Genomic DNA, 11,882 nt, shown 5'->3' on the forward strand with positions numbered 1-11,882 from the left:
CATGATAACTTATACTGGATAAGAATCTTATCAATACTTATTAATACAAAAAAGACGCCGCCCTAAAAAATAAGGACAACGCCTTGAGCAAAGCTTCTTCTATTTCACACCCCCGCCAGCATGCCCAGCGTCCGTTTCACCGACCGGGCCGAGCGATCCAAAGCCGCTTTTTCTGTGGCAGAAAGCGGCAACTCGATCACGCATTCGACGCCATTGCCGCCGAGAATGGTCGGCACGCCCAAATACATGTCCCGATAGCCGTATTCGCCTTCCAGGTAGGCGATGGATGGCAGGATGCGTTTTTTGTCCTTGAGGATCGCTTCTGCCATTTGCACGACGGAAGCCGCAGGGGCGTAGTAGGCGCTTCCGGTTCCAAGCAGTTCGACGATTTCGCCTCCGCCTTTTCGCGTGCGCTCGACGATGGCCTCCAGCCGGTCGGCAGGGATGATTTTGTCCAGCGGAATGCCGCCTGCCGAGGAATACTGGATCAGCGGAACCATCTCATCCCCGTGTCCCCCGAGGACAAATGCGGAAATGTCTTCAACCGATACGTTCAGCTCCTGGGCCACAAACGTCTGGAAGCGCGCCGTATCCAAAACTCCCGACTGGCCGAGCACGCGATTTTTCGGAAAACCGGTCGTCTGATAGCAGACGTACGTCATGGCATCCACCGGGTTGCTCAACACAATGACGTAACTATCCGCTGCATAACGGGCGATTTTTTCGGATACGTCGCGGATGATCCCCGCGTTTGTCGCGACCAAATCGTCTCTTGTCATGCCGGGCTTTCTGGCAATTCCGGCTGTGATGATGACCAGATCGCAGCCGCGTATCTCTTCATAATCAGAGGTGCCTGTTATACGGACATTGAGCGCCTGCACCGGACTTGCTTGCAGCATATCAAGCGCTTTTCCTTTTGTCGCCTTTTCCATGGAGGGGATATCCACCAATACGATATCGCCAAGCTCCTTTTGCGCCAGCATCAGAGCAGTCGTCGCGCCGGTAAAGCCTGCCCCGATGACCGCTATTTTTCTGCGTGTAAAAGCCATGCCGTTTCCTCCCGCTTACCGCTCTGGCCGGAAATGGTTTATGCCCCCGACTCCGGCGGCGGCTCTTCCTGCTCCTTTACCGCTTGCTGGTTGCCCGTTGCCTTTTTTCCTGCGGCTTTCTCCCTGGCTTCCCCTTTGGCCGGATTGCCCGACGGTTTCGCGCTTGTCTTGCTTTCTTCCGTTTGCAAAAGTTTTTTTATTCCGTCATCCGGGTGCGGAATCACATGGGAGGCGATCAGTTCCCCTACTCGCGCTGCTGCCTCCCGCCCGGATTCGACGGCTGCCTGCACAGCGCCGACATCGCCTTCCACATAGATCGTGACCAGCGCCGCATCTGCTTTCTCCTGTTTCACCAAACGGACATCTGCGGCTTTCAGCATGGCATCCGCCGCTTCGACCGAACCGATCAGTCCCCGTGTCTCAATCATTCCCAATGCCTTGGCCAAGCTTTTCACCTCATTTTTCGTCAGTTCCATCGATCACACAGATGCTCTTTCCTTTTTCGCGTGCGGCATCACGGGCCAACGGCGTGACAATCGTCGTTTTGCGAATCCAGATTTTTTCTTCCTTGATCTGCTCGATATCTCTTTGCGTCAACAGTTTTCCCCGAAAAGTGATCCGCTCGCGGGAGGCGCTCGCGGCGAGAGCAGCCAATGGAGCGATTCGCACCCCAAAGCCCTCCAGCGTCTTTTTATAGCTGCCAAGGTGATGGGCATACGCTGGATTCGCGGCCTTGTCCGCGGAAACATCCAGCATCCATTCCAACTCAGCGGACGGGATGAGCGTGATGCGCAAGCCTCGTAAAAGGAGTGTCGACAACATTTGGCTCTCCGGCGTATCGGCAATGCCCAATGCGCCTTTGACAAGCAAATCTTGTGTTGCATCCAGGAAGACCGCATCGCGCACATTTTCCGGAATCGGGGTCGGCGTCAACGGCAGTTTGATGAGATTCCAGTGCTTTTCCAGTTGGTCCAGCCTGCCGTCAGCGGAAGCATTCAGCACGAGAAGATCTGGTCTATTGGCAGACTCCGGCTCCCATTTGCGCAAAATCTCTCTGACGATCGCTTCGATTGTGGCATAGTTTATCATGCTAGACCCGCGTACTTTATCAATTTTCCCGTTGCTCCGGTTGCGATGAAACCGGCGTTTGCCTCATCGGTATCCAGATGCATCTCCAGCCGATAGTCAGGCGAAACGCGGATCAGCACATTTTCAAAAGAAAGCGCGCGTCCACTCTCCACTGTTATGCGCACGTATTCCCCGTCACTCACATGAAAAGCAGCCGCATCCGCCGGGCTCATGTGCACATGGGCTTGTGCGATAATCAGTCCCTCCTGCAAATAAATACTTCCTTTTGGGCCGATGATCGTAACCGGAGAAGACCCTTTAATATCGCCTGACTTCCGCAGGGGAGGCTGCAAGCCCAATTTGATGGAATCGGTTTTGCTGACTTCCACCTGCGTCAAGTTTCTTGCCGGACCAAGCACCCGCACGTTTTCGATGCCTCCCCTTGGCCCGGCAATCATGACGGTTTCCTGAGCGGCAAATTGCCCTGGCTGGGAGAGCGCTTTTATCGGGGTTAATTCATACCCGCTTCCAAACAGCGCTTCCAGATCGCGTCTGCTCAAATGACAATGCCGCGCAGAAACGGCAAGCGGAATCCCTTTTTCCGCTGGCGGCTGTTTCGAAAACTGGCTGACCACTTCTTCCACGATGGATTGGATCACGTTTTCATTCATTTTGTCATCCCTCACTTGAAAAACCGCGGATTAAAGCTGCGGTTTTATTTGCGGCAAAATGCTTTCGATTTCCGCATGCGGGCGCGGGATGACGTGTACGGAAAGCAGCTCCCCTACGCGCTGGGCGGCGGCTGCTCCGGCATCTGTCGCCGCCTTGACCGCTCCCACGTCACCGCGAACCAACACCGTGACAATGCCGCCTCCGACGTGAACTTTGCCCACCAGATGCACATTTGCCGCCTTGACCATCGCATCCGCCGCCTCGACCGAAGCGACCAGTCCCCTAGTTTCAATCATTCCTAAAGCAGTCAGCTCCATTGCCATCTGCTATTCCTCCCTGCCATTTTTGCATGTCCTGACGCCGCACTTGCCATCAGGACATCCGCCAATTTTTCACTTGTGTCTCCGCCAGCTTCCTTGTGCCGCTATCCGGACGGGGAACGACAGCACACGCGATCAACGCTCCCGTTTGTTTCGCCACCTGTGCGCCAGATTCGACTGCGATGCGGACGGCGCTGCTGTCTCCTTCGATGAAAACCGTCACCAGCGCCATATCGACTGTTTCCTGATTGACCAGCCGAACATCCGCCGCCTTCAGCATGGCATCCACGACTGCAACCGAGGTCGCCAGCCCCCGCGTTTCAATCATCCCCAATGATTTGGTCACGTGCATTACCCACTTCCTGTATCGACCGAATCAATAATGCCGATAATCAACGCATCAATCGGCAGTCGCTTCCCTTCCAGGATAGAAGCGGCAGAACTTCCCGTCGTCACCATGACGTGATCGCCGACCCCTGCCCCGATTCGATCAACGGCAACAAAAGCTGGCTGACCTGGCCGATCCGTTTCTGTTAATCCTGGTTGCACGATCAGAAGCTTCAATCCTGTCAACCCGTCTTCTTTACGCGTCGCCCAAACGCTCCCAATCACTTTGCCAACCAGCATTCACATGCCCTCCCGGATGTTTTTGCGAACGCGCGATTTCCTATGGCAAAATGATTTCCAGTTCATTGTGGGGGCGCGGAATGACATGGGCGGAAAGCAGCTCGCCTACGCGTTGGGCGGCTGCGCTGCCTGCTTCTGTCGCCGCCTTGACAGCACCGACGTCGCCCGTGACCAAAACCGTGACAATGCCGCCACCGACATGGACTTTTCCTACCAGAGTAACGCTCGCTGCCTTTACCATCGCATCTGCCGCTTCCAGGGAAGCTACCAATCCTCTCGTTTCGATCATTCCGAGCGCGCCATTAATCGCTCCAGCCATGTGCTACTCCCCCTGTTCATTGTTTGGTCAAGATTTGGCCGACCATGTTTTCTACGATTTTGGAAACGTCAGCAGGATTCCAGGAATGAGCCGTCTTTTCGACTTCCTTGAGCACCTGGCGCACCAGCTTTTCCACATCGTTACTGTCGGCTTGCTCCGTGCGTCCCCTATGCGCTTGCTGTGGCACGGGGATGGCAACCTCTCTGATTCCGTGCGCAATTCGTTTGATGTTGTACAAATGATGAGCCGTAATGTTGTCGGAGGAAATATTTCCGCCGTACGATCCGCATCCCAAGGTCAGCGACGGGCGCAAACCAGTCGTCGCCCCTGCCGCCCCGATGGAAGCGAGCGTGTTCACCAAAATACGGGACACGGGCATATCCAGCCCAAACCGGTAACTGGCCTCTTCATCGCTTGTGTGGATCGAACAACTGTGGCCCCGCCCGCCCAGATTCAACAGTTGGATGCAAATCTGCTTCGCTTCTTCCTCGCTGTTTGCCGTATAGAGAGGCAAGATCGGGGCGAGCTTCTCAATCGAAAAGGGAACATCCTTTCCGACCCGATCTTCCTCTGCGACCAGCAGCCGGGTTCCCGCCGGCACGTGAATACCGGCCATTTCCGCGATCGCGTCCGCGGAGCGCCCTACAATCGCCGGATTCAGCTTCCCCTTTGTCGGCGAAATGACGCTCTCCACCCTCGCTTTTTCTGCCGGGTTCAACATATACCCGCCGTTGTGCAAAAGCTCCCGGATCGTCATTTCCTTGATGTTCCGATGAACGACCATGGCTTGTTCCGACGAGCAGAGCGTGCCGTTATCGAATGTTTTGGAATCGACAATCAGCTTGACTGCCTGCTTCACATTCGCCGTCTTCTCCAGGTAGACGGGGCCGTTTCCCGGTCCTACCCCGTATGCCGGCTTACCGGAGCTATAGGCGGCCTTGACCAACGCCCCTCCCCCTGTTGCCAAAATCAGACTGACATCCCGATGCTTCATCAGTTGGAGCGTCGTTTCAATCGATGGCTGGGGAATCCAGCCGATCAGCCCTTCCGGGGCGCCGGCCTCGACAGCCGCGTCATGACAAATTTTCAACGCGGCAATCGTACACGTTACCGCTGAAGGATGGGGACTCGCCACGATTGCGTTTTGCGCTTTTAAGGCAATCAACGTTTTAAAAATCGCGGTCGAGGTAGGATTGGTCGTCGGGCAAATCGCGGCAATGACGCCAAACGGATAGGCGATTTCCACGATTTTGTCTTTGCTGTTTTTGCGGATGATTCCCACCGTCTTCTCATCCTTGATCGATTCGTACACGCCCATGGAGCCTAACTCGTTTTTGAGCTTTTTATGCTCGACAACGCCTATTCCCGTTTCTTCCACCGCGAGCCGGGCCAAAGACGCGGCTTCTTTGTAGGCGGCCTCCGCAATGCTTTTCACAATGCGATCAACCTGTTCCTGGGAAAACGCGCGAAACCTGGCGTGCGCTTCCTTTGCCCGGCTCACCGCTTCCCGCATCTCTTGTATCGACGCCAAATCACGATCAAATGCGCGAATAGGAAACCCTCCCTTCTTTCCACCTGCGAATCCGTCTACTGATTGTATCTGTAAAAAGTGACCTGTCCTCCCGCTTTTGTCCCTTGCATGGATGCTGTAATCTCGTTCCAGCGTTTGAGCTCTTCCCGCGAAAGCGGACGAGGCGCAGCGTCGGCAGCAGGGTTTGCCGCTTTTGTTCCCTGTATGGAAGCCGAGATGTCCTGCCAGCGTCTGAGCTCTTCCGGCGTAAGTGGCTGCGTAGTCGGGCGCTCTTCCAGCTTGGCAAGAACGAGCCTGGTGATCTTTTCTACCAAAACCGAATCCATCTTCTCACCTCCTCGTCCTCATCATGTCCAGCAATTCGCTATAGCTGGTAACAATCAAATCCGCCTCTGCCAAATGAGCGGTTTCGTTTCTGCTGTTCGCAGCAATTCCGATCGTCGCCTTTAAGCCTGCGCTCTTGCCCAGTTGCATGTCGGCATTCGTATCGCCTACGATTACCGTCTGGCCAAGCGCGATGCCATGACGATCTCTCGCCAGATACGCCATGTCCGGATACGGCTTTCCGTTCTGAACCTGATCGCTGCCGATCACAAAATCGAAGTATTCTGCCAGGCCCACTCGTTCTAGCTGCACCCGTGCTTTTTCCGTATCATCCGCCGTCACGACACCAAGCATCCGCTCTGCTTTCTTCAACTCTGTCAAAAGCTCGCGTACGCCGTGGACGGGTCGGATCGCCGCCGAGCTGTTCTGCTTTTCGTCCGCATACTGGATGCTGTCCCGGGCGAAAAGCACGGCCGAATCCCAAGCCACTCCCTTTTCATACAGGAAGAACGCGATCACCGCCTGCATTTCCCCCAGGCTCGCAATCGCTAACGGACTTTTCGGGTCGACCTCATCCTCTCCCCAAATCCCTACGGCATCTCCAAATTCCGCCAGACTGAACGGGCAATTGGGCATGACCTCGGCGAGATGTCGGTGAATATCGTAAGCCCAAGGAATCCAAATCGACGGCAGGTCGATCAAGGTTCCGTCTTTATCGAACAAAAACGTCTGGATATCTTCCCCGAAAACGGGCATCGGTGCTCCCCTCCCTTCCTTGATTGAAACGAGTTCGATCTCTTTATTCATTTTTGCAGCTCCACATTCGCCGGATGTTGTCTGCTCTCCTGACTGAACTGTTCTTCCGGCGCGTTGACGTTAATATGATTTTTCGCCCAGGCAAAATAGTAAATGATCGCTACGCCAAACACCGAGATACTGACCCAGAAGAACGTCAAATTCGCAAAGAAGCTGGCAAACAAGGCAATGACAGCCAATACAAGCGAGACGATCGGAATGAATGGATACAACGGGGTTTTGTACGGACGAACGAGATCCGGCTCTTTTTTGCGCAGGATGATGACAGACAAGTTCATGGAAATGTAAGACACAAGCGCTCCGAAGGTAGAAATCAGAATCAGATCATTCGGGTTGAACAAGACGACCAGCAGCAAACCGATGATCCCTGGCAAAATGATCGCTGCATACGGAGTCCTGCGTGTAGGATGCAGGTGGGAGAGAAAAGCCGGAAGATATCCTGCTCTGGATAAGGCGAAAATTTGACGGGAATAAGCGAGAATGACACCGGAAAAGCTTGCGATCAATCCAACCAAACCAATCGAGGCTAAAATTTGCGCTAACCAATACGTATTGCCAAAGGTCGCGGCAACAGCAGTCGGCAACGGATCACTCGCGGTGCTCAACTGGTCGATTCCGCTCAAGCCGATCGCAACCGTAGTCGTCAAAACCGACAAAATCAGCAAAGTCACGATTCCTGACAAAATTCCTTTTGGCATATCCCTTTTGGCATCGCGGCATTCTTCAGACAGCATCGGCAACATTTCGATGGCGAGAAACAGCCACATCGCATACGGCAAAGCCGCCCAGATTCCCTCGATCCCGCCCGGAATCAGCGGCGTTCCTTCGGCGCCGAACAAGTTTTCCATAGAAATCTGCGGCAGGCCGACAAAATACATCAGGACAATCAAGCCCAGCGCAATAAAGACGAGGATCGTTTCCAGACTCGCATATTCCTTTACTCCGATAATGTGGACGATCATAAAAAATAAGTACATGAAGGCGGCTGCCAAAATCGGATTGATCGTCGGAAACAGGAAGTTGATATAAGCCCCAATCCCGATCGCCACTACGGGCGCGGCAATAAAATACTCCAAAATCACACCGATGCCTGTCAAAAAGCCGGCGAATGGCCCCATGGCCCGCCTGGCAAACGAGTAAGGCCCGCCTGCATACGGCAAAGCCGTGGACAGCTCGGAGATGCCAAAGCACATGAACAAATACATCACAGCCATCACGCCAATCGCGATCAGCATTCCGATGTACCCCGAAGCCGCCAAACCGAAATTCCAGCCGAAATAGTTTCCGGAAATGACGATGCCGACCCCGATTACCCACAGATGAAAAGCGGACAACGTCTTTTTCAGTTCCAATTGATTGCTCATACCGTCATCTCCCTCACATTCTTGTTCAAGAAGTTGTTGCAAGGTTAATGTGACTCGAAAATCAAAAGAATCTTTTTGAATATTCCAAATATTGTCTCGCCAAAGCGTCCGTCTGCTCCGTGTATTCACCCCCCAGCTCCCTCGTCGTTTCATTTTCCCGACTGCCGATCCAGGCGATCAGTTGCAGTCTGCGCATCATGATAAACGTAGGGATTTCCAGCTCTTCTTCTTTCGACAGCGCTCGAACTTTGCGATATCCTTTGAGCCAGGCTTGAATCAGGTCAGGCACGTACGGTTTATGCTCGATAAAAGTCAAGGACGATGCCAAATCAAAAAGATACCACCCGAACCCGCTGTCGTCAAAATCAATCACTTTCACTTGTTCGTCCAGGACAAGCAGGTTCGTGTTGCGCAAATCGGCATGAATCAGGCCGAAACGGTTTGCGTCTTTTCCAAAACGGTCCAGCCGGGGCTTGATGATATCCGCTACTTGTTGAAACAGGTGCAGTCTTTCTGGCGTAATCGCTACCCCATCCTGCCATCTGCCCCAGATCGGCCGTTCTCCCAGAATTGTTTCGTAATCCCACGTAGGACGCTTGATCTCGCGAAATGCAGCCCAGTTGTCGATCGCATGCTGATGAAAATGCGCTGAAATTTCACCGATCAGCTCAAATTGTTTGACCAGCTCTGTCTCGTTATGCGCGTCCGGCGCCTCGCCTTCCAGAAAGGTAAACAGCACGCAGCAATATTCCTGGGAGTCGCTGTCCAGTTGCACCGTCTGAATGTATTCGCCGTTTTTTCCTGCGATCGGCAGAGATACCTCGACGGAAGTATCCTGATAGATCGAGCTGATCCAGTGAACCTCCCCCTCGATCTCTGCTTTCGTGTGGTAGCCGGGGCGACATACGCGCAATACGTATTTTTCGGCAGTGGGGACGTTTTTTACCAAATAGGTAGCGTTCTCTGAGTAATTCAACAGATCGACCGTCGCTTGCGACAAGTTCGGATAGGAATGAATAGCATGTTTGGCAACCTGATGAAAAACTTCCACATGCTCTTTCCACAGCTCTGCACTTGAATGGCTCATCTTCCTGCACTGCCCCTTCCTAAAATGGGATGATAACGGACAAACCAAACCTTTTACACCAAAGCACGCGCAGCTTGTCTGATGCTCAACTCGCAACGGGACAATAATTCATCGCAATAGTTCTGGTCGCACAGCAGCCCTGGCTTGAATTGCAGCACTTTCGTGTCGAGCATCGAGTAGATCGCCCATACGCCATTGTTATAGAGCGCGCGCATGACCTGTTTTGCTCCCTCAGGCTGCGCAAACTCCAGCCCCATCACTACGCCCAACTGACGAATCCCGACAAAAAAGTCGGCGTTTTGCTTTTTGATCGTTTCCAGCCCTGCGCGCAAATACCGGGATACGTAGTCGACGTTTTCGATGACTTCTTTTCGTTGGGAGATTTCCAATACTTTCATCGCTACGATACAGCCCAGCTCGGAACCGCCGAATGTCGAGATGTGGGCAAAGCCGTCTTCGTTCATCCATTGTCCTGCTCTCTCGCTCACGATCGTAGCTGCAATCGGATAAATCCCGCCGCCAAACCCTTTTGCCGTGACCAAAATATCCGGCTCTACGCCATAGTGCTCGATCCCCCACAGCTTTCCTGTACGCAGCAAGCCTGTCTGCACCTCGTCGGCTATGTACAAGGAGCCGTACTTTTCGCAGAGCTGCTTCACCGCATACAGATAGCCTTTTTCCGGCAGCGGGAAGCCGTATGTGGCCGGAATGGTTTCCATAATGACGCAGGCGACATCTTCACGGGAAAGCGCGGCTTCCATAGCCTGGACATCATTAAACGGCACATGGATAAATTCCCCCGGCGCTCCTTCTCCCAAAAACGGCCGGGAATAACGCTCATTCCCCAGCGACACAGCCAATCCGGTATGACCGTGATAAGCAAATTTGACGGAGACGATTTTTTTTCGTTTCGTCGCGTACCGGGCGCATTTCAAAGCTACATCAATCGCTTCCCCTCCTCCGCTGGAAAAAATCGAATACTTCAGACTATTTGGCGTGCACCCTCCGAGTTCTTCGGCGAGCTGCGCACGCGTGATCGCGGGAAAATGATGATTCCCGATATCAAATTCATCCAAAGCATTTTTTAAGGTAGAAATAATTTCGGGATTCCGGTGCCCAAGGTTAAATGTTCCGCCATTTAAATGAAGGTCCATCAGTTGCTTCCCGTTCATATCGTACAGGTAGTAACCTTCCCGCTTTCCGATGACCAGATCGATCCCGTCTTTTTGCCATTGCCTTGTTTTTCCCGGGTTCCACCACTGGACGGACTTTTTGAGCACAGCGTCTTTATCACCGAATCTAAGCATTCGTCTTCTCCCCATTTTCAGCAATTTTTTACGGCCAAAAGCTGGCCTCTTTACATATCCTCGGCAATCAAAAGCTCGATCTCTTTCTCGGCCAATATTTTTTTCCATTCTTCCGAGCAGCTTTTGTCAGTGATAATCATGGACGCATCCACGAGAGGACAAATGTAGGCGAAATCGGTTTTTCCAAACTTCGTATGGTCAGCCAAAACAATGACCTCTTCCGCACGCTCCATCATTTTGCGGGAAATGTTGGCCCCGTCCAGGTCGTAGTCCGTAATGCCGTCGCTCATCGAGATCCCGCTTGCAGAAATAAATACTTTGTTGGTCTTCAGACGCTCCAGCATCCTTTCCGCGAGAGGGCCGACAGCCGATTTTTGAACGCGCTCCACTTCCCCGCCGATGAAAATAATTCTTCCCTTGAACACTTCGAGAGCCAGAAGCAAGACCGGGATGGATTGGGTAATGATGGTGACGTTCTGTTTATCCGCCAAAAAACGCACGATCTCCAGCGTGGTCGTTCCATAGCCAATCATGATACTGTCGCCGTCCTCGACAAGCTCTGCTGCCGCTTTGCAAAGGGAGCGTTTCTCTTTTTCGTTCATGGCCGCTCGCTGTTCAAAAGGTTTATCCCAGGAAGAAGTTTTCTCTTTTACAGCGCCGCCATACACTTTTCTCAGCATGCCTTCTTTTTCGAGCTTATCCAGATCGCGCCGAATCGTTTCGCCAGAGACTTGAAGGATTTCCGCCAGTTCACGGACCTGTACTTTCCCGTCTCTTTCCAATGTTTTTAAAATTGTTTTTTTACGATCCTCAAATGATAGAGACATGACTTCATCACCTGCTACGTTTTTTTCCACACGGCCACAGTTGGAGCATCCGCTTTATTCTTTGTTGATTAATGTGGAATTGCATTGATGATAACATTGTCTATTTATTACAGTCAACGTCTCTCGCTCTTGCTGTCCCCAACGCGTGTAGCTGCGCTGCCGTTCCAGTCTGCAACAACAACTGCCTCATCCGCCACGGATCATCCTCACGACTCCTTTTCCGTTTTTTCGCATGATTCCACTCTAGAAGATGATGATTCCACAAAAATCGTTCAGTATTTCCTGCACTTCAATGTTGTATGTTGATTATTCATGTGGTTTTGACAAGATAATATCACGCCCGTTTTACCTCGTCAATATTTTTAGAAAATTATAAATTATATAAAATCTGTTGTTGCTCTCCTCTCTGACTTCTGGCAACCAACCAGTGACGGCAAGCAACAACCAGCCATCTCTATGACCTGAATACAGGCGCCTGGGTTCTTTATCGTTCAAAGACAGGCTTGCTGTTGCCTCGCAGACAAACGGGGATCATGAGCTTGCTTTACGCCCGACTTGCGAAAATGTATAT

At 52.5% G+C, this 11,882-nt stretch carries 15 protein-coding genes; all 15 read right to left on the bottom strand.

The annotated features are described in order from the left end of the window. Window positions 1-104: 104 nt before the first annotated feature. On the bottom strand, window positions 105-1,049 hold the full coding sequence (gene mdh, locus BA6348_RS25035; protein WP_122953010.1) for a malate dehydrogenase: 945 nt from the start codon (window positions 1,047-1,049) through the stop codon (window positions 105-107). Between the two features lie 38 nt (window positions 1,050-1,087). Beyond that, entirely contained in the window at window positions 1,088-1,495 is a 408-nt protein-coding gene (locus BA6348_RS25040) for a BMC domain-containing protein (protein WP_242507411.1), read from the bottom strand. A gap of 10 nt (window positions 1,496-1,505) precedes the next feature. Beyond that, a complete protein-coding gene (locus BA6348_RS25045; protein ID WP_005828997.1) occupies window positions 1,506-2,138 on the bottom strand; it encodes a hypothetical protein in 633 nt (210 codons plus the stop codon). After that, window positions 2,135-2,788 carry a phosphate propanoyltransferase gene (locus tag BA6348_RS25050; protein WP_005829001.1) on the bottom strand — a complete coding sequence of 218 codons (654 nt, stop codon included), beginning with the start codon at window positions 2,786-2,788 and terminating at the stop codon, window positions 2,135-2,137. Before BA6348_RS25050 ends, BA6348_RS25045 begins: the two co-directional genes overlap by 4 nt. A 30-nt stretch (window positions 2,789-2,818) precedes the next feature. Continuing rightward, a complete protein-coding gene (eutM, locus tag BA6348_RS25055; RefSeq protein WP_007786265.1) occupies window positions 2,819-3,112 on the bottom strand; it encodes an ethanolamine utilization microcompartment protein EutM in 294 nt (97 codons plus the stop codon). 49 nt (window positions 3,113-3,161) lie between these two features. Beyond that, entirely contained in the window at window positions 3,162-3,461 is a 300-nt protein-coding gene (locus tag BA6348_RS25060; RefSeq protein WP_005829005.1) for a BMC domain-containing protein, read from the bottom strand. Further along, the gene (locus BA6348_RS25065) at window positions 3,461-3,736 is read right to left on the bottom strand and encodes a EutN/CcmL family microcompartment protein (protein WP_122953008.1); all 276 of its coding nucleotides are present in this window, start codon (window positions 3,734-3,736) and stop codon (window positions 3,461-3,463) included. The genes BA6348_RS25060 and BA6348_RS25065 overlap by 1 nt, the downstream gene beginning before the upstream one ends. A 40-nt stretch (window positions 3,737-3,776) precedes the next feature. Beyond that, a complete protein-coding gene (locus tag BA6348_RS25070; RefSeq protein WP_005829009.1) occupies window positions 3,777-4,055 on the bottom strand; it encodes a BMC domain-containing protein in 279 nt (92 codons plus the stop codon). Window positions 4,056-4,071: 16 nt separating this feature from the next. Further along, window positions 4,072-5,568 carry an aldehyde dehydrogenase family protein gene (locus BA6348_RS25075; RefSeq protein ID WP_081494726.1) on the bottom strand — a complete coding sequence of 499 codons (1,497 nt, stop codon included), beginning with the start codon at window positions 5,566-5,568 and terminating at the stop codon, window positions 4,072-4,074. A gap of 74 nt (window positions 5,569-5,642) precedes the next feature. After that, window positions 5,643-5,912 carry a hypothetical protein gene (locus BA6348_RS25080; RefSeq protein ID WP_007786257.1) on the bottom strand — a complete coding sequence of 90 codons (270 nt, stop codon included), beginning with the start codon at window positions 5,910-5,912 and terminating at the stop codon, window positions 5,643-5,645. A 4-nt stretch (window positions 5,913-5,916) separates the two neighbouring features. Next, the gene (locus tag BA6348_RS25085) at window positions 5,917-6,717 is read right to left on the bottom strand and encodes an HAD family hydrolase (RefSeq protein ID WP_237716690.1); all 801 of its coding nucleotides are present in this window, start codon (window positions 6,715-6,717) and stop codon (window positions 5,917-5,919) included. Then, window positions 6,714-8,090, bottom strand: a complete 1,377-nt coding sequence (eat, locus tag BA6348_RS25090) for an ethanolamine permease (RefSeq protein ID WP_122953007.1) — start codon at window positions 8,088-8,090, stop codon at window positions 6,714-6,716. Before eat ends, BA6348_RS25085 begins: the two co-directional genes overlap by 4 nt. Before the next feature lie 61 nt (window positions 8,091-8,151). After that, window positions 8,152-9,177, bottom strand: coding sequence for a phosphotransferase enzyme family protein (locus BA6348_RS25095; RefSeq protein WP_007786252.1), 1,026 nt, complete (start codon window positions 9,175-9,177; stop codon window positions 8,152-8,154). Between the two features lie 53 nt (window positions 9,178-9,230). Continuing rightward, window positions 9,231-10,484 carry a class-III pyridoxal-phosphate-dependent aminotransferase gene (locus BA6348_RS25100; RefSeq protein WP_122953006.1) on the bottom strand — a complete coding sequence of 418 codons (1,254 nt, stop codon included), beginning with the start codon at window positions 10,482-10,484 and terminating at the stop codon, window positions 9,231-9,233. 50 nt (window positions 10,485-10,534) lie between these two features. Beyond that, complete coding sequence (locus BA6348_RS25105; protein ID WP_005829019.1) at window positions 10,535-11,311, bottom strand: DeoR/GlpR family DNA-binding transcription regulator; 777 nt, start codon at window positions 11,309-11,311, stop codon at window positions 10,535-10,537. Window positions 11,312-11,882: the final 571 nt, after the last annotated feature.

It is taken from the genome of Brevibacillus agri, from assembly GCF_004117055.1.
GTDB lineage: Bacteria > Bacillota > Bacilli > Brevibacillales > Brevibacillaceae > Brevibacillus > Brevibacillus agri.

Bases quoted from the DNA above. Each gene is read 5' to 3' on its own strand.
- mdh (WP_122953010.1), bottom strand. From the start codon at position 1,049: ATGGCTTTTACACGCAGAAAAATAGCGGTCATCGGGGCAGGCTTTACC.
- BA6348_RS25045 (WP_005828997.1), bottom strand. From the start codon at position 2,138: ATGATAAACTATGCCACAATCGAAGCGATCGTCAGAGAGATTTTGCGC.
- BA6348_RS25050 (WP_005829001.1), bottom strand. From the start codon at position 2,788: ATGAATGAAAACGTGATCCAATCCATCGTGGAAGAAGTGGTCAGCCAG.
- eutM (WP_007786265.1), bottom strand. From the start codon at position 3,112: ATGGCAATGGAGCTGACTGCTTTAGGAATGATTGAAACTAGGGGACTG.
- BA6348_RS25060 (WP_005829005.1), bottom strand. From the start codon at position 3,461: ATGCACGTGACCAAATCATTGGGGATGATTGAAACGCGGGGGCTGGCG.
- BA6348_RS25065 (WP_122953008.1), bottom strand. From the start codon at position 3,736: ATGCTGGTTGGCAAAGTGATTGGGAGCGTTTGGGCGACGCGTAAAGAA.
- BA6348_RS25070 (WP_005829009.1), bottom strand. From the start codon at position 4,055: ATGGCTGGAGCGATTAATGGCGCGCTCGGAATGATCGAAACGAGAGGA.
- BA6348_RS25075 (WP_081494726.1), bottom strand. From the start codon at position 5,568: ATGCGGGAAGCGGTGAGCCGGGCAAAGGAAGCGCACGCCAGGTTTCGC.
- BA6348_RS25080 (WP_007786257.1), bottom strand. From the start codon at position 5,912: ATGGATTCGGTTTTGGTAGAAAAGATCACCAGGCTCGTTCTTGCCAAG.
- BA6348_RS25085 (WP_237716690.1), bottom strand. From the start codon at position 6,717: ATGAATAAAGAGATCGAACTCGTTTCAATCAAGGAAGGGAGGGGAGCA.
- eat (WP_122953007.1), bottom strand. From the start codon at position 8,090: ATGAGCAATCAATTGGAACTGAAAAAGACGTTGTCCGCTTTTCATCTG.
- BA6348_RS25095 (WP_007786252.1), bottom strand. From the start codon at position 9,177: ATGAGCCATTCAAGTGCAGAGCTGTGGAAAGAGCATGTGGAAGTTTTT.
- BA6348_RS25100 (WP_122953006.1), bottom strand. From the start codon at position 10,484: ATGCTTAGATTCGGTGATAAAGACGCTGTGCTCAAAAAGTCCGTCCAG.
- BA6348_RS25105 (WP_005829019.1), bottom strand. From the start codon at position 11,311: ATGTCTCTATCATTTGAGGATCGTAAAAAAACAATTTTAAAAACATTG.